Below are 19,640 nucleotides of genomic sequence, written 5' to 3'. Positions count from 1 at the left end.
AGGGGTGGTGCGGTGGTGCGGTGGTGTGGCGGTGCCACTGTGAGGGGGCGGGCCTTCGGTGGCGCCGTCAAGCTGGGGGCCTCCTGTGGCGCCGCCCGTGACGGTCCTCCCGGCGCCCCAGTCAGACGGCGCCCCCCTCAGACGGCGGGCCCGCCCGACAGCAGTGCTGCGATCCGTTCCGCCGTCGCCCGGTCGCGGGCGGCCGTGAAGGGGAGGGCGTTGCCGCCCGTGATGCGGAAGGGCTCGCCGGTGTGGGTGAGGTGGGCGCCGCCCGCCTCCTCGACCAGCAGCAGTCCGGCCGCGTGGTCCCAGGCCGCCTCCCAGGAGAAGGCGACGGCATCCGATTCGCCCCGGGCGACGGCGAGATACTCCAGACCGGCCGAACCGCAGGCGCGCGGCGCCACCCCGTCGGTCCACAGCGGCGCCAGCTCGCGCTTCTGGGCGTCGGTGGTGTAGTCGGGGTGGGAGGTGGCGACCCGGAGGTCACGGCCGGGTTCGGGGGAACCGGCGAGCAGCCGCTCCCCGTCGAGGTGGGCGCCCCGGCCCCGGATCGCCGTGGCGAGCTGGTCGCGGGCCGGGGCGTAGGTCCAGGACGCGAGGAGGACGCCGCCGAGAGCGAGGGCGACCAGGGAGCAGAAGCCGTCTTCGCCGTGGACGAACTGGCGGGTGCCGTCGACCGGGTCGACGATCCACACCGGGGCGTCGGCGCGTATCGCTTCGTAGGACGCGGGGTCGGCGTGCACCGCCTCCTCGCCGACGACGACCGAGCCGGGCAGCAGATCGGCGAGGGCCTGGGTGAGGAACAGCTCCGCGTTGCGGTCGGCGTCGGTCACCAGGTCGTGCGGGCCGCTCTTCTGGTCGACCTCGTGGTCGGCGAGCCGGCGGAAGCGGGGCAGGATCTCGGCCTCGGCGGCCTTGCGGACCGCGTCCGCCACGTCACCGGCATGCCGTGCGAGAAACTCGTCGATGGTTTCCGAGATGGCGTTCATGCCCCCATGAGAACACGCACCACTGACAATCCCCGCCCGGATGGTGCCCGCGGGATGGAAACCGGATGAACACACGATAACGACCATATATGGGCAAGTTATGACACAAGCCCATAAATTCCTCCCCTCCCTCAGCGGCCCACCGCGTACCCCTGCATCCCCCGTGGATTGGCCGCCGCCGAGAGCACGCCCGTGCGGGGATCGCGGGCCACCGCGCACAGCCGGCCCTCCGACCAGGCGGGGCCCACGGTGACGTCGTGCCCCCGGCGGCGCAGCTCGGCGACGACCTCGTCCGGCATCCGGGACTCGACGGTGACGCTGCCGGGGCGGGTGCCGCGCGGGTAGAAGGAGCTGGGGAAGGCGTCGTTGTGCCAGTTCGGGGCGTCGACGGCGCCTTGCAGATCGAGTCCGCCGCGGACCGGGGAGCGCAGGGCGACGGCGAGGAAGAAGTGCAGCTGCCACTGGTCCTGCTGGTCGCCGCCGGGTGTGCCGAAGGCCAGCACCGGGACGCCGTCGCGCAGGGCGAGGGAGGGGGTGAGGGTGGTGCGGGGGCGGCGGCCGGGCGTCAGGGTGTTGGGCAGGCCCTCGTCCAGCCAGGTCATCTGCAACCGCGTACCCAGGGGGAAGCCCAGCTCGGGGACGACGGGGTTGGACTGGAGCCAGCCGCCGCTGGGGGTGGCGGCGACCATGTTGCCCCAGCGGTCGACGACATCGAGGTGGCAGGTGTCGCCCCGGGTGAGTCCGTCGGGGGCGACGGCCGGTTCACCGGCGGGGACGGCCACGGTGGGCTCCCCCACCCCCATCGGGTCGAAGCCCGGCCCGTCGCCGTCCCGGGTCCTCCCGGCCGCAGCGCTCAGCAGGGGCGGACGCCCGTCGGGGCTGCCGGGCCGCAGTTCGTACGACGCCTTGTCGCCCACCAGGGTGCGGCGGTGGGCGTTGTACCGCTCGGAGAGCAGTGCGGCGAGCGGCACCTCGGCCGCGTCGCCGTACCACGCCTCACGGTCGGCGAAGGCGAGCTTGGCGCCCTCGATCAGGAGATGGACGTAGTCGGCGGAGCCGTACGCGGGGAGTTCGGCGGGGAGGAGGGCGAGTTGCTGGAGCAGGGCGGGGCCCTGGCTCCAGGGGCCGGCCTTGCAGAGGGTCCAGCCGTTCCAGTCGAGGGTGACCGGCGCCTCGTAGTGGGCGGACCAGGTGGCGAGGTCGGCGGCGGTGAGGGTGCCGGTGTGGTGGTCGCCGCTGCTGTCCAGGGTGGGGCGCGCGGACTGCCGTACCAGGGCCTCGGCGATGAATCCGGAGCGCCAGATCTCGCGGGCGGCGTCGATGCGTGCCTCGCGGCCGGTGGCGTCGGAGGTCTCCGTCTCGGCGAGGAGGCGTCGCCAGGTGGCGGCGAGGGCGGGGTTGCGGAACAGCTCACCGGGGCGGGGGGAGCGTCCGCCCGGCAGATAGATCTCGGCGGAGGAGGTCCACTCGGTCTCGAACAGTTCCCGTACCGACTCCACGGTCGCGGCGAGGTTCTCCACCGGGGGGTGACCGTGCTCGGCGTAGCCGATGGCGTACTTGAGGACCTCGGGGAGGGTGCGGGTGCCGTGGTCGCGCAGCAGGAGCAGCCAGGCGTCGAAGGCGCCGGGGACGGCGGCGGCGAGCGGGCCGGTGCCGGGGACGAGGTCGAGGCCGAGGGAGCGGTAGTGGGTGGCGGAGGCACCGGCGGGGGCGACGCCCTGGCCGCACAGCACCTGGACCTCGCCACCGGCCGGGGCGAGCAGGATCGGCACCTCGCCGGCGGGCCCGTTGAGATGGGGCTCGACGACATGCAGCACGAAGGCGCCCGCCACGGCGGCGTCGTAGGCGTTCCCGCCGTCCTCCAGCACGGCCATCGCCGTCTGCGAGGCCAGCCAGTGGGTGGAGGATGCCATGCCGAAGGTGCCTTGGAGGGTGGGTCGGGTGGTGAACATGGGCCTCTCACCTCGCGTTTTGGCCTCATCGGCCCTGATGACTGGCGCCCGGCCGGGCTCCTGGGGAGAACCTGGGGAGTTTGCGTCAGCGGACTCCCCCTCTTCCCCCAGCAGGCTATCGATCACTTTGCGGCCCTTCTCCCCCGCCTCGGGCACGAAGGGGGCGCAGTGGGCGCAGTGGGCATAGTGGGCGTAGTGATCGAGGGTGATCGTCGGCGACGAGTGCCCCGACCAGATCTCGGTGATGCATGAGCCTTTGCCACCCTCACGTTGCGGCACCGGAGCGCCCTCGGCATCGCCGCGAGCATGGGCGCGGCAAAGCTGTACGACCTGCTGGAACGGCACGGCCGGCCACGCAATCAGACACGGCTGACCCAGATGGAGGTGCTGGAGAGCCAAGTGACCGGCGAGGACGGAGAGTGGGACCCGGCCCGGAAAGATCGCGGCGATGGCGCATGTGAGGTCGTCGCCGCGACCGGCACCGATCGGTTCGCAAAAGCCGTACGAGTTCGACGCCGAACTGGACCTGAAGGCGACCACGGCTCTGTCCAAGTCGCCGGTACGGCTTGAGGAGATGGATCAGAGGCACCCGCAGGCATGCGGGGAGACGCGGGCGGCGGACCTGAAGCCGGCCGAAGCGCGTGTCGGCCTCTGACCGCCCTTCCCGCTGGGCGCGCACCGCATCGCCGTGCCTGCTCAGCTCTTGAGGGCTTGCTCGATCCGCTCGAAGTTGTCAGGGCTGAAATTGCCCCGGCTGATCTGCACGCTCCGGTTCTGATTCGGCGTCACCACATGCGGATACGACGCCAGCTCCGGCACGGCGACCTTCCAGCTGGCCGCGATGCGCCCGAGGACGATCACCGCGTCACGGGACATGGCGCGGCGCACCAGGTGGAAGGCGAAGGCCTGGGAGGGCAGTGTGTACGGGATCGGCCGCCACGATCGCGAATGGTAGCCGTGGAACTGCACGGCAAGGATCTGCCGGGCGAGTTCGTCGTGACTGTGCCCCAGCTTCGTCAGGTCGTTCAGGGCCCGGGACCACCACCGCAGTCCTGGATGGTCCTTGTCGGGGTGCGTCAGGAAGTGGTTGGGGGTCCCGCCGGCGTTCGCGATGTGTTGCAGGGTTCGCTCGGTCACGCCGGGCCGGGCGTAGGCGGCCGGGTCTGCGTCGCTGACGCCTGGGTTGGCCAGCAGGATGACCAGGGGCGCGTCGTGGAGGCCGGTGAAGGGTTCCGGCGGACCTGAGCCGCGTACGGCAGACGATCGAGATCCGGCTCCGCAACACCCAAGAGGTGCTGACCGAACTCGGCCTCCGATGAGGCAGGTGGGCGGCGGCAGAAGGCATTGCGGGACAGCGAGAAGGCGGAGCGAGCAGCGAGTCAGGCATGGGGTCCGGCATGGGCGGTGCCGGTGTACGCCGTGGTGATGCAAGCTTGGAAGTTGTTCCCACCGGAAGGAGCCGAATCGGAAAGCCGCAGGCCGGGGCTGTACTCAATGAAGGTTGACTTGCCTACTACTTGCCACCCCGGCTCCGCCGAGGCCGGTGCGGGCAGGGCAAGTACTGCGGCTGCGCGACCGCGAGAGCCGAGAAGGCGACAGTTCTTGCCCCTGCGCGAGTTCTCTTCGCTGTCGTGTCCTCAGCAAGGGGCCGACTTCCGACTTCAGTGGAGGCTGGCATTGATCGATTCGTCACGCCATGCGCATGTGAGTCGAGTTGCGTCTGTGGGGGCCGTGCCTGGGTCAGGGCGGCCTCCTCGCGCCTCCGGAGTGTCCCTACACAACGGGGCCATCCGCGGGCCTGGTGGTCGGCCGTCCGGCAACCGGACCGTCAGCGGTCTGCCGTCCCTGACCATCCGGGACGGGTCATGGGCCCGGGAACGGTCGGGTCGGCGCCGGGTCGGCCGTCGGCCGCGACGCCCTCGACGACCGAGGGGACCGTCTCCGTGGGGATCACACGTGTGAGGTGCAGCCCTGCCGCGCGGAAGAGCGCTTCGAACTCGGCCTCGGTCCGTTCCCGTCCGACGAGCGAGGCCATCATCATCAGGTCGAGGCCCTTGCCCTGGTGGGGGGTGTTGCCGGTCGGCAGCACCGAGTCCACGACGAGGACCCGGCCACCCGGTGCCATCGCCTCCCGGCAGTTGCGCAGGATCGTGACGCACTGCTCGTCCTCCCAGTCGTGCAGGATGCGCTTGATCACATATGTGTCGGCGCCCGGGGGCACGGACTCGAAGAAGTCACCCTCCGCCAGTTCCCACCGGCCGGTCGTCGCGGGGATGTCGAGCCGGTGGCCGGGCAGGACGTGCGGCCGGTCGAAGAGCACCCCGCGCACGCTCGGGTGGGCCGTGAGGATTTCGCGCAGCAGACCGCCCTGACCACCGCCGACGTCCACCACCGTGATGCCGGGCGCGAACGAGCACGCCGCGATGGAGGGGCCGTCCTCGGCACGGGAGACGTCGGCCATGCCGTCGTCGAAGAGGGCGGTGGTCTCGGGGTGCTGCTCGAAGTGCGCGAAGAACGGCTTTCCGAAGAGGGACTCGAACACCGACCCGCCGTCGATGACGCACCGGGTCAGCTCCCCGGCCGGCAACCACATCTCCGGCCCGGTGATCATCAGGATCGCGGCGCGCACGGAGGCCGGGGCGTCGCGGCGCAGCGCGTCCCCGGCCACGGTCAGGCGGAAGGTGCCGTGTTCGGCCTCGTCGAAGAGGCCGCGCGTCGCGAGCAGTCGCAGTACCCGGTAGAGGCTGTTCGGGTCGCTGCCGGTCGCAACGGCCAGTGCGGCGACGTCCCGGGGGCCGTCGGCGAGATGGTCGGCGACCCCGGTCGCGGCTGCGGCCCGCAGGGCGGCCGGGAAGAGATAGCTCTCGGCGAGGTCGATGAGTAGCGCCGCGGACCGCTTGCCGTCCGGGTCGGCGCCGAAGGGCGCGGCGGAGGGCTCGGCTGTCATGGCGGAACTCCCTTCCGTGGAGGGCTCGTGGCGTCGGGTTCGGTCGGCACCGGTGTGGACGTGATGGCCGTGTGTTGCTCAAGAATGGGCCACGCCGCGTCCTCGCTGTGGGCGGCTTCCCGAATCTGTACGGACCGGTAGCCGGCCGGGCAGGGCCGCGTCCGGCGCCTCCGTGTATGCCGTGCGGCCCTGTCAGGGCGCGGGGATCCGGAATGTGCGGGACAGGAGCGTGCCGTCCGGCGGATTGCGGAAGCGTGCCGTCCGGCGGATTTCGGGTATGCGGGGCGACCGGCAGATTTCGGGTATGCGGGGCGCCCGGATTCCCGCGAGCCGGCACCGGATCCCCATCGCCTCTTCGGCCACGGTCAGCTCTTTCGGTCGTGGCCAGGGCCTCGGCCCGGCGTCCCACTGCCGACAGTTGAGCACCGAGGGTGGTCAGTGACCGTGCGAGAACGGGTTCGAATGCGGCGGGGCGCCTGCTGCGAGGCGGTGGTGGATCCACACGGCCTCCTGCGCAGTGGCGAGGGCATCGGTGCGGCGCCCTGGGGGTGACAGCCGGTCGCCGGGCCAGGACAGCGCGGCGGCCAGCTCGGGCTCAAGGGCCGCGAGGTTCTTCTGCGCCAGCAGCCGACCCACCTGTACGGGACTGGAGACGAGACGGACGGCGAGCGGGGCGATGGTGTCGGAGGGAACGGGGATGGCGAGCACCGTGCGCGGCCTGGGCGGTCCGGTAGGCGTGAGGAACCCTGCCGAAGACGGCTGTGGAGACCGGCATCTCGTCGGTGCTCTCGATGACGGTGACGGCGAGCAGGAACTCGTTGCACACGCCTGGAGCCCGGCGACCAGTGTCGCGGTCAGGATGCCGGGCCAGGTCATCGGCAGGACGGGACGACACGGGCGGACGCCCGCCACTCCCCCGCCCCTCATCCACCCCCTACCCCGGTATCACTCCCGACTCGGCTCCCCGGTATGACGTCACGCCCCCTTCCGTCTTCCTACCTTCCTCCCGGTCACCGCGGCCGAGACGGCACGGACCGACGACGGACGACAGACGACACAACCAAGGGGGACGACGGATGCGCCGCTTCAGGAAGACCCTGACCACCGCCGCGCTGACCGCGCTGCTGGTCGGTACCACGGCGGGCTGGGCCTCGGCGAGTGGTGTGGACGCGCCGAACGGGTCGCCGCCCGGCACCGCCGCCTGGCTGGCGGACGACTCGCTCGGCGAGGACCTGCCGGACCCCGGCACCGCCACCCCGGCCGAGGTGGCGGCGTTCTTCGCCGGGCTGACCGGTGCCGAGCGGCGGCGGCTGGTCGAGGAGCACCCCACCGTGGTCGGCAACCTCGACGGCGTACCCGTACCCCTGCGGTACGAGGCCAACTCCCCCGCCGGGGACCAGGTCCTGGCGTACGACCCGCGCGGACGGGGGCTGATCGCTCGGGTCGTCGGGGATCTGGAGCACGCCACGCATGTGTCGGTGATCGTGCCCGGCGCGGACATCGACCTCTCGACCATCGGCCGTACCTCCCGCTGGGCGGAGGATCTCCAGGCGGCGGCCGGCGACGACACGGCCGTCATCGCCTGGGCCGGGTACACCACCCCCTCCGGTATCGGCCCCGACCTGGCCACCGGCCGGCTCGCCGAAGCCGGTGCCGAGCGCCTCACCCGGTTCACCGCGGGACTGGACGCGGCCGGGCTCCCCGACCCCGCCCTCTTCTGCCACAGCTACGGCTCGGTGGTCTGCGGTCTCGCCGCCTCCGGCACCGACGCGGGCGACATCGTCGTCATGGGCTCGCCCGGGATGCGCGCCGACGATGTCACCGCGCTCGGCACCGACGCCCATGTCTGGGCGGCGAAGTCGGAGGACGACTGGATCGACCACGTCCCCCATGTCGAGATCCTGGGCCTCGGTCATGGCGCCGACCCCACCTCGGCCTCCTTCGGCGCGACCGTGCTGGCCGCCGACGACGTGCCCGCGCACGACGCCTACTTCACCCCCGGCACCGCCACCCTCACCGCCTTCGCGGCCATCGCGGACGGAGCCCTGTGATGCGTACCGCCACGGCGGGACTCGCCGCCAGGATCGAGGCCCGCACCCCCGCCCACCGGGACCGTGCCGTCGACGGGCTGCGGGCGCTCGCGCTCCTCGCCGTCCCGACCGGGCACTGGCTGCTCGGCGGCTTCACCCTGGATCCCGGCGGCGGACTGCACAACGCCAGTCCGCTCACCACGTTCGGCGGGTTCGCGCCGGTCAGCTGGGTCCTCCAGCTGCTGGGCATCTTCTTCCTCGTCGGCGGCTACTCCTCGTATCTCTCCTACCGGCGCCGCAAGGGCTCGGTGCGGGAGTGGGTGACCGGGCGGCTCGCCCGGCTGGGGCGGCCGGTCCTCGGGGTCACCGCCGTCTGGGCGCTGCTGCTGCCCGTGCTCCACTACGGGCTCGGGGTGCCGACGGCCACCCTGCGCACCGCGTCGACACTGGTCGTCCAGCCGCTGTGGTTCGTCGGGATCTACGCCGTGATCACGGCCCTCACCCCGTACTGTGTCCGCGCCTCGCGGCGGCTCGGGGTGTGGGCGGCGGCGCCGCTGCTCGGCACGGTCGCGGTGGTCGACCTCCTGCGCTACGGGCCGTTCGCGGAGTCGGTGCCGTCGTGGGTGAGTCTGGTCAATCTGCTGCCGGGGTGGATGTTCGCCTATCAGCTGGGGGTGTCCTGGGCGGACGGGCGGCTGGGGCGCCGGGCGGCCTGGCTGCTGTGCGCGGGCGGTACGGCGCTGTTCGCCGCGCTGCTGCTGGCCTTCCACTACCCGGCGTCCATGGTGGGCGTGCCCGGGGTGTCCCGGACCAACTCTCACCCGCCGTCCCTGCTGGTGCTGGCGCTGGCGGCGGCCCAGTCCGGTGCGGCGATCCTGCTGCGCGACCGGCTGATCCGGCTGCTGCGGCGGCCCGCCGTATGGGCGCCGGTGGTGATCGTCAATCTGTCGGCGATGACGATCCTGTGCTGGCACCAGACCGCGATGCTCGCCGCCGCAGTGCCCGCCGCGTACCTGGGTGAGGTCCCCGGTCTCACCACCGCGCCCGACTCGGCCGGCTGGATCCTGGCCCGGCTCGCCTGGATGCCGGTGTTCGCCGGGCTGCTGGTGCTGATCGCACGGTTCGCCCGGCCCCTGGAGACCCCGTGGGACCGCACCGGCCCCGCGCGCCGCGTCGCCGCGGGCCTGCTGGCGGCGGGCTTCGCGTACTTCGCGCTGGCCGCGTGAGGGGTCACATCCACCGCGCCTGGGCAGTCACGCCCACGCCGCCCCCTGTACCCACGTCACACGCCGCCCCACCCCTCGAAACCAGGAGCGCCCCATGTCCTCGGACCGCGAGCACGCCGCCGCCCCCGAGTCCCCTCCCACGGAGCCGGGCCGTGGGTTCGCGGCCCTGCTGCGTGCCGTCCGGGGGTGGGCTCGTGCTCGGCCCGGTCCTCGCCGACCGGGTCCCGGGGCATCGCCGTGGGCGAGGGGATCACGTTCGAGGGCCTCGGGGACACCCGCACAGTGCCCTCGCTCCCGCGTGCGCGAGGGCGTCGCCGGGGAGACCGTCCGGCCGCGCATAAGGTGGTGCCCATGATCCCCGTGCCGAACGAGCCGCCGCGCGCGCTGCTCGCCGGGGCCTCGCGGCGGTGGGTACGGCTGCTGCCCTGGGTCGTGGCGTTCGCGCTGAGCGTGTCGCTGCTGCCCACCACCATCCGGGTGCTCACCGTCGACTACGGGCTGAGCGGCAGCCTCGCCGCCGCCCTCGCCGTCGCCCAGACCGCACCGCTGCTGCTGGCCGTCGTACGCCCGCTGCACGCCTGGTACGTGATCTTCGCGGCGGATGTGGCGGGTGGGCTCGTCCTGCTCACCGTGGACTTCCCGGCGCAGCGCCTGTGGCCGTTCCCGCCGACGGTGATCGTCGGGTATGTCGGTCTCTGCCTGGCGCTGGGACTGCGCGCGCCGCGCCGGACGCTGGTGACGGTGTGGCTGGCGACGGCCGGGGCCAATATCGTCCTGGAGTTCTTCCGGCCCAGCGGCACGGGTGGCAACGGGGTGCTGCTGACCATCCTCGGCGGGGTCGCCCTGGTCCTCGGCGGCGCGCTGCGCGAGCGGTACGAGGCGCAGCGCAGGCTGGCCGAGCAGGAGACGATCAGTGAGGCGGAGCGGGGGCGGCGGACGCTGCTGGAGGAGCGGGCCCGGATCGCGCGCGAGCTGCACGATGTGGTGGCGCACCATATGTCGGTCATCACCGTGCAGGCGGACACCGCGGCGTACCGGCTCGACGGGCTGACGCCCGAGGTGCGGGAGGAGTTCACCTCCATCGCGGCGACCGCGCGGGAGTCGCTCGGGGAGATGCGGCGGCTGCTCGGTGTGCTGCGGAACGAGGAGACCCCGCACGGTGAGCTGGCGCCGCAGCCGGGGCTGACGCGGATCGGGCAGTTGGTGGAGGCGACGGCGCGGGCGGGGGTGCCGGTGGACTTCACGTCCTGTCAGGTGGAGGTGCCGGAGGCGGTGGGGCTGTCGGCGTACCGGATCGTGCAGGAGGCGCTGGCGAATGTGGTGCGGCACGCGCCGGGGGCTTCTGTGCGGGTGTCGGTGACCGAGGGGGCCGGGGCGGAGGGCGGGCGGCGGCTCACCGTCCTCGTCGTCAACGGGCCGCCGCCCGAGCCGCCGGTGGCGCCGCTGGAGGAGGGCGGCACCGGGCACGGTCTGGTGGGGATGCGGGAGCGGGTGCGGCTGGCCGGTGGGACCATCGACGCCGGGCCGCTGCCGGACGGCGGATTCCGGGTGGCCGCCCAACTTCCCACCCAACTCCCCACCCAACTCCCCCTGGACGGAAGGGACTTCACGTGACGACGCGGGTCATCATCGTCGACGACCAGGCCATGGTGCGGGCGGGCTTCGCCGCGCTGCTGGCCGCCCAGAGCGATATCGACGTGGTGGGTGAGGCCCCGGACGGGGCTCAGGGCGTCGAGCTGAGCCGGCGCACCCACCCGGATGTCGTCCTGATGGATGTCCGGATGCCCGAGATGGACGGCCTGGAGGCCGCGCGCCGCCTGCTGTCACCCCCGCCGGGGGTGACCCACCGGCCCCGGGTGCTGATGCTCACCACGTTCGATGTGGACGACTATGTCTATGAGGCGCTGCGGGCGGGCGCGAGCGGCTTTCTGCTGAAGGACGCGCCGCCGGCCGATCTGATCGCGGCGGTCCGGGTGGTGGCCTCGGGCGACGCGCTGCTCGCGCCCTCGGTGACCCGGCGTCTCATCGCGGACTTCGCCCGTCAGCGCCCGCCCGCCCGGGGCAGGCCCGTCCAGCGGCTGGCGGCGCTGACGGAGCGGGAGACGGAGGTTCTGACCCTGGTGGCCCGGGGTCAGTCCAACACGGAGATCGCCGCGACCCTGGTCCTGGCCGAACAGACGGTGAAGACCCATGTCAGCCGGGTCCTGACCAAACTCGATCTGCGCGACCGGGCCCAGGCGGTGGTGTTCGCCTATGAGTCGGGGCTGGTGACACCGGGGCAGTGACGGCCGGGCAGTGACAGCCGGGCAGTCACAGCCGCGCTGGTGGCACCCGGGCTGGGTGACAACCAGGCTGGTGACACCTGGGCAGATGACACCCAGGCAGTGACTCCCGCCCCGGCCGCCGCCCCGCGTCACCGGTCGTGGACCGTCGCCAGTAGTGGACCGTCACGGGCAGCGGACCATCACCGGCAGTAGACCGTCACCGGCAGCGGACCATCACCGGTAATACACCGCCGTCCGCCTGCCTTCGATCTCATGGATCCGCACGGGCGTGTCGAAGACATCGCTCAGGACCTCGGCCCGCATCATGGCGTCGATCGGGCCGGAGGCCGCCACCTTGCCGTCGCGCAGGGCGATGACGCGGTCGGAGTAGGCCGCGGCGAAGTTGATGTCATGGACGATGAGGACGACGGTCTTGCCGAGTTCGTCGGCGGCGCGGCGCAGTTGGCTCATCATCCGCACGGAGTGCTTCATGTCGAGATTGTTGAGGGGTTCGTCCAGCAGGACGTACCGGGTGTCCTGGGCCAGCACCATCGCCACATAGGCGCGCTGGCGCTGGCCGCCGGAGAGCTGGTCGAGGTAGCGGTGCTGGAGGTCGCCGAGGTGGAGGAAGCCGAGGGCCTCGTCGATCTTCGCGACGCACTCGGGGGTGAGCCGGCCGCGGCTGTGCGGGAAGCGGCCGAAGGAGACCAGTTCGCGGACCGTCACCCGGGCGGTGAAGTGGTTCTCCTGGCGGAGGATGGAGAGGGTGCGGGCGACCTCCTGGGACTTGGCCCGGTGGATGTCCAGGCCGTCCACGGTGACCGTGCCCGAGGTGGGTTCGGCGAGGCGGCCGATGATGGTCAGCAGGGTGGACTTCCCGGCGCCGTTGGGTCCGACGAGGGAGGTGACCCCGCCCGCCGGGATCCGGCCGGAGACGGGGCCGAGCACGGTGTGGTCGCCGTAGCTCTTGCTGATGTCGGTGAACTCGATCACAGGGTGCCCTTCCTGAGGAGATGGATGAGGAAGACCGCCCCGCCGAGGAACTCGATGACGACGGTGAGCATGCCGGAGGCGTAGAAGACGTGCTCCATCACGAACTGGCCGCCCGCCAGGGTGATCAGCCCGATGAGGAACGCCATCGGCAGCACCACCGCGTGCCGGTGGGTGCCGGAGAGCTGGTAGGCGACCATCGCGGTGACGAATCCGAAGAAGGTCATGGGGCCCGCGAGCGCGGTGGACATGGCGATCAGGACCGCGATCAGGAGCAGCAGCACGGTCAGTTCGCGTTTGTGGGCGATGCCGAGGTTGGTCGCGGTGTCCCGGCCGAGGAGCAGGGTGTCGAGCCGGTGCCGGCGGTGCCAGATCACCGCGCCGACGATCAGGCAGACCCCCCCGGCCAGCGGCAGATGCTCGGCCTCGGCGCTGCTGAGCCGTCCGAAGAGCCGGGCCGACAGGACGTCGAACTCGGCGGGTGACAGCAGGCGTTGCAGAAAGTCCGAGAGGCTGCGGAAGGCCAGCCCCAGCACCACCCCGACCAGCAGCAGGACATGCAGGCTGCCGCGCCGCCCGGAGAACAGCCAGCTGAACAGCAGGACCGTGAACCCGGCCATCAGCAGGGTCTGGGTGATCAGCTTGGGCACCCCGTCGGTGGCCGCGAGGACGCTGCCGCCGAAGACCGCGACCAGCAGCGTCTGCATCAGGATGTAGACGGCGTCGAAGCCCATGATGGACGGGGTGAGCAGCCGGTTGTGGGTGATGGTCTGGAACACGACCGTCGCCGTGGCCTGCGCGAACGCCACGACGGCCATGGTCCCGAACATGGTCAGCCGACGCTCGATGGCGAAGTCGAACGACCCCTCGATGAAGAGCAGGAGGAACGCTCCGGCGGAGGCGGCGGCGAGGAGCGCGGCCACGGCGAGGCGGGCGGGGACGGGGAGGCCGGTGGCGGGGGCGGGTGCCTGCTCACCGGCCTCGTGGGCCGCGGGCAGCAGCACCTTCGGCTGACGCTCAGACATGTGCCTTCCCTCGCTGCCGCAGGATCATCACCACGAACACCACCGCGCCCACCGCGCCCAGCACCACCGTCGCCGGGATCTCCAGCGGGTAGACGACGACCCGGCCGACCAGATCGCAGACGATCATCAGGGCGACGCTGCACAGCACCACCCAGGGCAGGTTCCGGCGGACGTCGTCACCGCGCGCCATGGAGACCAGGTTCGGCACGATCAGCCCGAGGAAGGGGATGAACCCGACGACGACCGTGGTCACCCCGGTGGCCAGGGCGACCATGACGAGCCCGGTGAACAGGATCCGCCGGTAGGGCAGTCCGAGGCTGATGGCGGTGTCCCGGCCGAGTCCGGCGATGGTGAAGCGGTCGGCCGCCAGATACAGCCCGACGACGATGGCGCCGACCAGCCACAGCGGTTCGTAGGTGCCGCGCACCACCGAGCTGAAGCCGCCCGAGCGCCAGGTCGCCAGCATCTGGAGGAGGTTGGTGGAGGAGGCGATGTAGAGGGTCAGCGAGCTGATCAGCGCGCCCAGCATGATGCCCACGATCGGCACGATGACCTGCGACCGGAGGGCGATCCGGCCCAGTACGAACAGGAACACCAGCGCCCCGGCGAACGCGAAGGCGCTGGCCGCGCCCATCTTCACCAGCGGCGGGGCGGCCGGTGCGACCAGGGTCAGCAGCAGCACGCCCAGGGCCGCCCACTCGCTGGTGCCGGTGGTGGTGGGCTCCACGAACCGGTTCTGCACCAGCATCTGGAGGACGACACCGGACACCGCCATCGCGGCGGCGGCGAGGACCAGCGCGAGGGTGCGCGGCACCCGGGAGATCAGGAACATCCGCCGGGCCTCGGGGTCGGTGAACAGGGCCCGCAGATCGATGTCGTAGCCACCGACGAAGAGCGAGACCACGATCAGGGCGAGGACCACGAGGGCGGCGAGCGGCAGGGCCGCGCGGCGCAGCACGCCGGGCGCGGCGGCGGGCGGCGCGGCGGCGGGGGCGAGGGCGGCGGCGGGGGCGTCCGGCGCGGGTGGGGAGGGAGGTCGGCTCATCGGGCTTCCGGGCGAGGGAGGGCTGGGGGTGTCTGTCGGATATCCGTGGGTCGGACACCCCCTAGGCGGGACGGCGCGGCCCCGGCCCGTGCGGGACGGGCGGGGCCGCGCCGGACATCACGGGCGGGGGATCAGCCGGCCGCGCCGAACGCCGTCGTGACCTGCGTGAACGCGGCGGTGTACGCCTGGATGCCCTCGGAGAGGTAGAAGTCGTCGTCGAGGTAGATGACCTGGTCCTTGGTGCGGAAGGTGGTCTTGTCCCACGCTTCCATGCCGTCCACGATCTTCTTCGCGGCGACGGCCTCGGAGCCGTCCTCGGTGCCCACGGCGGCGTCGCGGTCGAGCATGATGACCCAGTCGGGGTTCAGCTTGGCGACCGTCTCGGGCGCGAGGCCGGAGTCGTTGTGGACCGAGGTGCTGTCCTCGCCCTCGGCGCTGAGCACGTTCTTGAGGTTCAGCGGCTCGGCGAGGCGGCCGATGCGGCTGGCGCCGTTGTCGACCTTGCCCGCGCTGGCGACGGCGAGGAAGACGCTCTCGCCCTGGGTGGCGGCGGTGGCGTCGGTCCGGGCCTGGTCCAGCGCGCCGGTGATCTCCTTGGCCTCGGCCTCCTTGCCGAAGACCGCGCCGAGGGTCTCGGTCTGGGTCAGCAGCGCGTTGACATAGCCGTCCTCGGCCTCGTCGGAGGGGGCCACGTCGATGGTCGTCGCGATCTTGGAGAGCTTGTCGTGGTGGTCGGTGAAGCGGTAGCCGCCGATGATCAGATCCGGCTCGGCGGCGTTGAGGGCCTCGAAGCGGGGCTCGCGGTGGGTGCCGACATCCTGGATTGAGGAATCGTTTTTCCAGTCCTCGAAGCCCTCGTTCGGCAGCAGCGCCTTGGGCACCGCGACCGGCTTCACCCCGAACGCCTTGAGGGTGGCGAAGGAGGTGTTGTCCAGCGCGGCCACCCGGGCGGGCTTCAGGGGAACCGCCAGCTCACCCTTGGCGGTGGTGATCGTGACGGTCTTCGCGCCCTCGCCGCCGGCCGGCTCCGCCTTCTCGTCGGACCCGCCGCCGCAGGCACTCAGCACCAGTCCCGCGCACAGGGCCGAACCGGTCACGACGATGGACTTGCGGAAGCGGTGTGCGCGCACGGGGACGACTCCTGTGGAACGGGAACGGGAGAGGGCAGCCGTCAGCACAGGGCCGGACGGCCAAGAGTTCGTAAAAACATGGTTAGCCTAACCTAAGTACTGGCTGATAATCACCTGTGGGTGGCGATATGCGTAGCGGGCATGAGGGGAGGGATCCGGGCCCGGGTCACCAGCCCCGGCGGCCCGGTGCCCGCAGGCGCTGGACCAGCGCCCGGCGCAGCGCGCGGTCCTCGTCCGTCTCCAGGGCCATGTCCAGTTGGACGATGTCGACACCGGCCGTGCGCAGCGACCCGATCCGGGCGGCGACCGTGTCCAGGGAGCCGATGTAGGCACCGGCCAGGGCCCGGGAGACATAGGCGGTGAGGTCGGGCGCGCGGTCGCGGTCGCGTTCGCGGTCCAGTTGGACGGCGTCCCGGTAGCGGGCCGCGTCCGGCCCGGACGTCAGCCGGAGCGTCTCGGCGCGCAACTGCCGGGCGCGGCGCTCCGCCTCCTCGTCCGTGCGGGCGGTGACCACCGTGACATGGCGCCAGATCCGCAGCCGTCTGCCATGGGCCGCGGCGGCGGTGTGGGCGCGGGCGATGCGGTGGCGGGTCACCGACAGCGGGGCGGGTGACACCGCGTACACATCGGCGTGCCGGGCGGCGAGTTCGACGCCCTCGGGCGAGGAGCCGCCGAAGGAGAGGAGTTCGGCGCGGGGGCGGGGCAGCAGACCGGAGCGGGCCCCGCGCACGGTGTAGAACTCGCCGTCGTGGTCGAAGTCCTCTTGGGTGCGCAGGGTCCGGCCGAAGATCTCCAGATACTCCCCGGCGCGGCGGTAGCGGTCCGCCTTGCCGAGGGTGTCGCCGTCGCGGGCCACATCGGCGTCGCTGGAGCCGACGATGACATGGGCCGCCGCCCGGCCGCCGGAGAGCCGGTCCAGGGTGGCCAGGGCGCGCGCGGACACCGTGGGGGCGGTGGTGCCGACGCGGTGGGCGACGGCGATCCGCAGTCTGCTGGTGGCGGCCAGCGCCCAGCCCGCCACCAGCCAGGGGTCCGGCCAGGAACTGGACTGCACCACCAGGGCGCTGTCCAGTCCGTCCTCCTCGTTCTCCGTTGCCGGTGGGGCGTCTTCCTGACAGACCGCACCCCCGCCGAGGGGGCCCCGGACGCGTGGACCCGCGCCGTGCTGTCCCTGAATCTCGCTGTATGACGTACCCGAGCCCCACCGTTCCGGAGGATTGGAAACGGCGGGGCTCGGGGGCAGCGCGGTTCGATTAGATGTTGCTGGACCGGGCGAGGGCGACCAGTCCGGCGAACGCGGGGATGGACACGTTCAGCACAGGGCCGCCCGGGTTTTTGCCATCCCGGACCGGCACGACACCATGCGATGTGACGAGGTTTGCGGCGGCTTCAACACACTCGCCTCCGTTGGCGCTGTACGAAGACTTGAACCAGCGAGGGGATCCGGTCGTCACGGGGAACCCTTTCGAAGCTGTTCGATCATGGCCACGGAGTCCGCTTGGCACAGCGATGCGGCCTGAAGCTGATGGTAGAGCCCCAGTAGTGGCAGAGTCTCAGCGCTGTCCCGGTGCACTTGACCCTGAACGTGCGTCTCTGTGTACGCGACCAACGACCTGTTCTCAAGGGTCAGAAGGTTAACCGGCAGATGGAACGGGCGACGCTCACCGGCAGCGAAGGGGACTATCTGAAGAGCGACGTTGAGCTCTGCCTCCAACCGCACCTCAGACGGCGCCCGCATCACCGACCCGGCCGGGCACCCGGCGTTCCGGCCCGCCGTGGACACCCTCGCCGGGCTGCTCGACCTCCAGCACGACCCGGACCACCGGGAGCTGCTCACCTACCAGGACCCGGACTCCGGGCTGCGGCTGGCCCGCGCCTACCAGCCGCCGCGCACCCTGGAGGAGCTGCGGCTCCAGCGGCGCAGCGCCGAGTTCTGGCACGCCGCCTCGCTGGGTCAGCACGGGCGCTCGCCCGCGTTCATGGCGTCGATCGCGGTAGGCGTCTACGACTTCCGCAACCAGCTTGCGAAAGTGCGCGCCGACTTCGGCGCCAACGCCGAGGCGTGGTACCGGCACTGCGCCACCAACGATCTGGTGCTCTCCCACGCGCTCGGCGATCCCCAGATCGACCGCTCCGCCGACCCGGTCGACGACCCCGATCTCGCCCTGCGCGTCCTGGCCGAGCGGGACGACGGGATCGTGGTGCGCGGCGCGAAACAGCTGACCACCCTCGCGCCCATGGCGCACGAGGTCCTCGTCTATCTCTCGGCCTCGTTCGCGCAGCGCCGGGGGGAGCAGTTCGTGGTGTGGTTCGCGCTGCCGCTGAACACCCCGGGGCTGGTGACGCTGTGCCGGGAGCCGCTGGGCGCCGAGCCGTTCGGGCACGCGCATCCGCTCGGCGCGCGCTACGACGAGCAGGACGCCATGCTGTTCTTCGATGATGTCCTGGTGCCCTGGGACCGGGTGTTCCTGCTGCGGGACGCCGACCTCGCCCGGGTCGGGCTGGGCCGGATCAACGCCTGGTCGGCGTACATCGGCCATGTCCGCTACCGGGAGCGGCTGCGCACCCTGCTGGCGACGGCGACGCTGGTGGCGGAGAGCATCGGCGTCGACGGGTTCCGCAACATCCAGGAGGACCTGGGGCGGCTCGCCTCGTACGCGGAGCTGACCGAGCTGTTCCTGGACGCCGCCGAGGCCCGCGCCCAGGTCACCGACGGCGGGCTGCTGGCGCCGGGTGACACCGCGGCGAGCCGGGTGTGGTCGGCGGAGGTGGCGGACGGGGCGGTGGACGTGCTGCGCCGCATCGGGGCGTCGGGGCTGCTGATGCAGCCCACCGGGAAGGATCTCGCCCACCCCCGGCTGCGGCCCCTCCTGGACCGCTATATGCGCGGCCGGGGCATCGACGCCGAACGCAAGTCCCGGCTGCTGCGCCTGGCCTGGGAACTGACCGGCGACACCTTCGGCCAGCGCCAGCACCTGTACGAACTCGTCCACCGCGGCGACCTGGCCCGCAACCGCATCAATCTCTTCAAGCGCTACGACCAGAGCGAGGTGCGCGGCCGGCTGGAGTCCCTGATCGCGGCGCCCGCCCCGACGACGGAGGAGACCCGCCCGTGACCCTCTCCCGGACCGAGGCCCAGGCCCGGATCCTCGGTGGCTACGACGACGCCAGCCGGCTGCGGCAGGTCCACGACCGCGACTGGGTGCTGGACCGGGTGCCCGGCACGCCCGAGGTGCTGATCGATCTGGGCAGCGGCATAGGGCAGTTGCTCCAGGAGGCCCTGGACCGGCTGCCGTCACTGCGGCTGGCCGTGGGCCTGGAGCGCTCCGAGCACCGGATCGCCGAGGCCACCGAGCGGCTGCGCCCGGCCGGACCCCGGGTGGTGCTGCACCGCGCCGACCTCACCGCCCCGGCCCCGCTGCCGTACCGCGCGGACGTGGTGACGATGACCTCCGTACTGCACTGGCTGTACCCGGTGGAGCACCGGGTGCTGGAGTGGGTGCGGGCCCAGCTGCGGCCGGGCGGCTCCTTCCTCCTGACGACCTATCACCCCGTCGCGGACCGCCACGGCCTGGGCGGCGAGGACGACATCGTCCGCGACGCGCTGACCGAACTGGGTGTGCGACGGGACGCCGTACCGGGGCTGCTCGGCGATCACGGAGTCCTCCCGATCGCCACCCGCACCCGCCCGGTCCCCGAACTCGCCCTGCTCCTGGGGGAGTTCTTCGACCTCACCGAGCACTGGGAGCGGGAGGCGGTGGTCACCGTCCGGGACGCCGCCCAGTACGAGCACTTCCACGCGGCGACCTTCGGCGACTACTACGCCGCCGTCCTGCCCGCCCCCGAGCGCGCCGCCTTCTACCGCGCGGTCGGCCGGGCCGCCTGGGAGCGGCAGCGGCGGTCGGGCCGGGTGAGCGCGATGCCGGTCCGGCTGTGGAGACTCACCCCGCGCAACGACACGCCCTAGGCTGAGAAGTGGGGGGGGGGGGGGCGGGGCGCCCGAGACCCCCCCCCCGCCCCCACCCCCCCCCCCCCCCCCCCC

Annotated in this window: 19 protein-coding genes; 7 read left to right on the top strand and 12 right to left on the bottom strand. The window is 72.2% G+C overall.

Going from position 1 to position 19,640, the window contains the following annotated elements:
• Positions 1 to 137: 137 nt before the first annotated feature.
• Complete coding sequence (locus ABZX40_RS11875; RefSeq protein ID WP_355732511.1) at positions 138 to 989, bottom strand: inositol monophosphatase family protein; 852 nt, start codon at positions 987 to 989, stop codon at positions 138 to 140.
• A 131-nt stretch (positions 990 to 1,120) separates the two neighbouring features.
• Positions 1,121 to 2,941: a gamma-glutamyltransferase gene (locus ABZX40_RS11870; RefSeq protein ID WP_355732514.1), complete on the bottom strand. Its 1,821-nt coding sequence runs from the start codon at positions 2,939 to 2,941 to the stop codon at positions 1,121 to 1,123.
• A gap of 448 nt (positions 2,942 to 3,389) precedes the next feature.
• Between ABZX40_RS11870 and ABZX40_RS11865 the strand changes: the two genes are divergently transcribed.
• Complete coding sequence (locus tag ABZX40_RS11865; protein ID WP_355732517.1) at positions 3,390 to 3,596, top strand: hypothetical protein; 207 nt, start codon at positions 3,390 to 3,392, stop codon at positions 3,594 to 3,596.
• A 41-nt stretch (positions 3,597 to 3,637) separates the two neighbouring features.
• Here ABZX40_RS11865 and ABZX40_RS11860 read toward each other — a convergent pair whose 3' ends face one another.
• The 3 genes from ABZX40_RS11860 to ABZX40_RS11850 all read right to left on the bottom strand — a co-directional run bounded on the left by ABZX40_RS11860 (position 3,638) and on the right by ABZX40_RS11850 (position 6,596).
• The gene (locus tag ABZX40_RS11860) at positions 3,638 to 4,078 is read right to left on the bottom strand and encodes a hypothetical protein (RefSeq protein WP_355732520.1); all 441 of its coding nucleotides are present in this window, start codon (positions 4,076 to 4,078) and stop codon (positions 3,638 to 3,640) included.
• Positions 4,079 to 4,769: 691 nt separating this feature from the next.
• Positions 4,770 to 5,888, bottom strand: coding sequence for a methyltransferase (locus tag ABZX40_RS11855; protein WP_355732522.1), 1,119 nt, complete (start codon positions 5,886 to 5,888; stop codon positions 4,770 to 4,772).
• Positions 5,889 to 6,323: 435 nt separating this feature from the next.
• Complete coding sequence (locus ABZX40_RS11850; RefSeq protein WP_355732525.1) at positions 6,324 to 6,596, bottom strand: hypothetical protein; 273 nt, start codon at positions 6,594 to 6,596, stop codon at positions 6,324 to 6,326.
• Between the two features lie 368 nt (positions 6,597 to 6,964).
• On the opposite strand from ABZX40_RS11850, the gene ABZX40_RS11845 reads away from it, so the two are divergent.
• The 4 genes from ABZX40_RS11845 (at position 6,965) to ABZX40_RS11830 (ending at position 11,429) form a co-directional block, all read left to right on the top strand.
• Entirely contained in the window at positions 6,965 to 7,939 is a 975-nt protein-coding gene (locus tag ABZX40_RS11845) for an alpha/beta hydrolase (RefSeq protein WP_355732528.1), read from the top strand.
• On the top strand, positions 7,939 to 9,144 hold the full coding sequence (locus tag ABZX40_RS11840) for an acyltransferase (RefSeq protein WP_355732530.1): 1,206 nt from the start codon (positions 7,939 to 7,941) through the stop codon (positions 9,142 to 9,144). Before ABZX40_RS11845 ends, ABZX40_RS11840 begins: the two co-directional genes overlap by 1 nt.
• Before the next feature lie 351 nt (positions 9,145 to 9,495).
• A complete protein-coding gene (locus ABZX40_RS11835) occupies positions 9,496 to 10,758 on the top strand; it encodes a histidine kinase (protein ID WP_355732533.1) in 1,263 nt (420 codons plus the stop codon).
• Positions 10,755 to 11,429, top strand: a complete 675-nt coding sequence (locus ABZX40_RS11830; protein ID WP_355732535.1) for a response regulator transcription factor — start codon at positions 10,755 to 10,757, stop codon at positions 11,427 to 11,429. Before ABZX40_RS11835 ends, ABZX40_RS11830 begins: the two co-directional genes overlap by 4 nt.
• Before the next feature lie 213 nt (positions 11,430 to 11,642).
• Here the strand turns inward: ABZX40_RS11830 and ABZX40_RS11825 are convergent, their stop codons facing one another.
• The 7 genes from ABZX40_RS11825 to ABZX40_RS11795 form a co-directional block, all read right to left on the bottom strand.
• Positions 11,643 to 12,401 (bottom strand): ATP-binding cassette domain-containing protein, encoded by a 759-nt coding sequence (locus ABZX40_RS11825; RefSeq protein WP_355732538.1) that lies wholly within the window; start codon positions 12,399 to 12,401, stop codon positions 11,643 to 11,645.
• The gene (locus ABZX40_RS11820; RefSeq protein ID WP_355732541.1) at positions 12,398 to 13,423 is read right to left on the bottom strand and encodes an iron chelate uptake ABC transporter family permease subunit; all 1,026 of its coding nucleotides are present in this window, start codon (positions 13,421 to 13,423) and stop codon (positions 12,398 to 12,400) included. Before ABZX40_RS11820 ends, ABZX40_RS11825 begins: the two co-directional genes overlap by 4 nt.
• The gene (locus ABZX40_RS11815; RefSeq protein WP_355732544.1) at positions 13,416 to 14,468 is read right to left on the bottom strand and encodes an iron chelate uptake ABC transporter family permease subunit; all 1,053 of its coding nucleotides are present in this window, start codon (positions 14,466 to 14,468) and stop codon (positions 13,416 to 13,418) included. Before ABZX40_RS11815 ends, ABZX40_RS11820 begins: the two co-directional genes overlap by 8 nt.
• A 131-nt stretch (positions 14,469 to 14,599) precedes the next feature.
• Positions 14,600 to 15,598, bottom strand: a complete 999-nt coding sequence (locus ABZX40_RS11810) for an ABC transporter substrate-binding protein (RefSeq protein ID WP_355732546.1) — start codon at positions 15,596 to 15,598, stop codon at positions 14,600 to 14,602.
• Between the two features lie 166 nt (positions 15,599 to 15,764).
• Positions 15,765 to 16,775 (bottom strand): LLM class flavin-dependent oxidoreductase, encoded by a 1,011-nt coding sequence (locus tag ABZX40_RS11805; protein WP_356162511.1) that lies wholly within the window; start codon positions 16,773 to 16,775, stop codon positions 15,765 to 15,767.
• Positions 16,776 to 16,851: 76 nt separating this feature from the next.
• Positions 16,852 to 17,052 (bottom strand): DUF397 domain-containing protein, encoded by a 201-nt coding sequence (locus tag ABZX40_RS11800; RefSeq protein WP_355732549.1) that lies wholly within the window; start codon positions 17,050 to 17,052, stop codon positions 16,852 to 16,854.
• Positions 17,049 to 17,336, bottom strand: coding sequence for a Scr1 family TA system antitoxin-like transcriptional regulator (locus ABZX40_RS11795; RefSeq protein WP_355732727.1), 288 nt, complete (start codon positions 17,334 to 17,336; stop codon positions 17,049 to 17,051). The genes ABZX40_RS11800 and ABZX40_RS11795 overlap by 4 nt, the downstream gene beginning before the upstream one ends.
• Here ABZX40_RS11795 and ABZX40_RS11790 point away from each other — a divergent pair.
• Positions 17,296 to 18,714 (top strand): 4-hydroxyphenylacetate 3-hydroxylase N-terminal domain-containing protein, encoded by a 1,419-nt coding sequence (locus ABZX40_RS11790; protein ID WP_355732552.1) that lies wholly within the window; start codon positions 17,296 to 17,298, stop codon positions 18,712 to 18,714. The two genes, ABZX40_RS11795 and ABZX40_RS11790, sit on opposite strands and share 41 nt — an antisense overlap.
• Positions 18,711 to 19,565: a class I SAM-dependent methyltransferase gene (locus ABZX40_RS11785; protein WP_355732555.1), complete on the top strand. Its 855-nt coding sequence runs from the start codon at positions 18,711 to 18,713 to the stop codon at positions 19,563 to 19,565. The genes ABZX40_RS11790 and ABZX40_RS11785 overlap by 4 nt, the downstream gene beginning before the upstream one ends.
• Positions 19,566 to 19,640: the final 75 nt, after the last annotated feature.

It is taken from the genome of Streptomyces sp. NPDC004610, from assembly GCF_040609715.1.
Taxonomy (GTDB): Bacteria; Actinomycetota; Actinomycetes; order Streptomycetales; family Streptomycetaceae; genus Streptomyces.
This window is presented reverse-complemented; position numbering and strand designations above follow the sequence as displayed.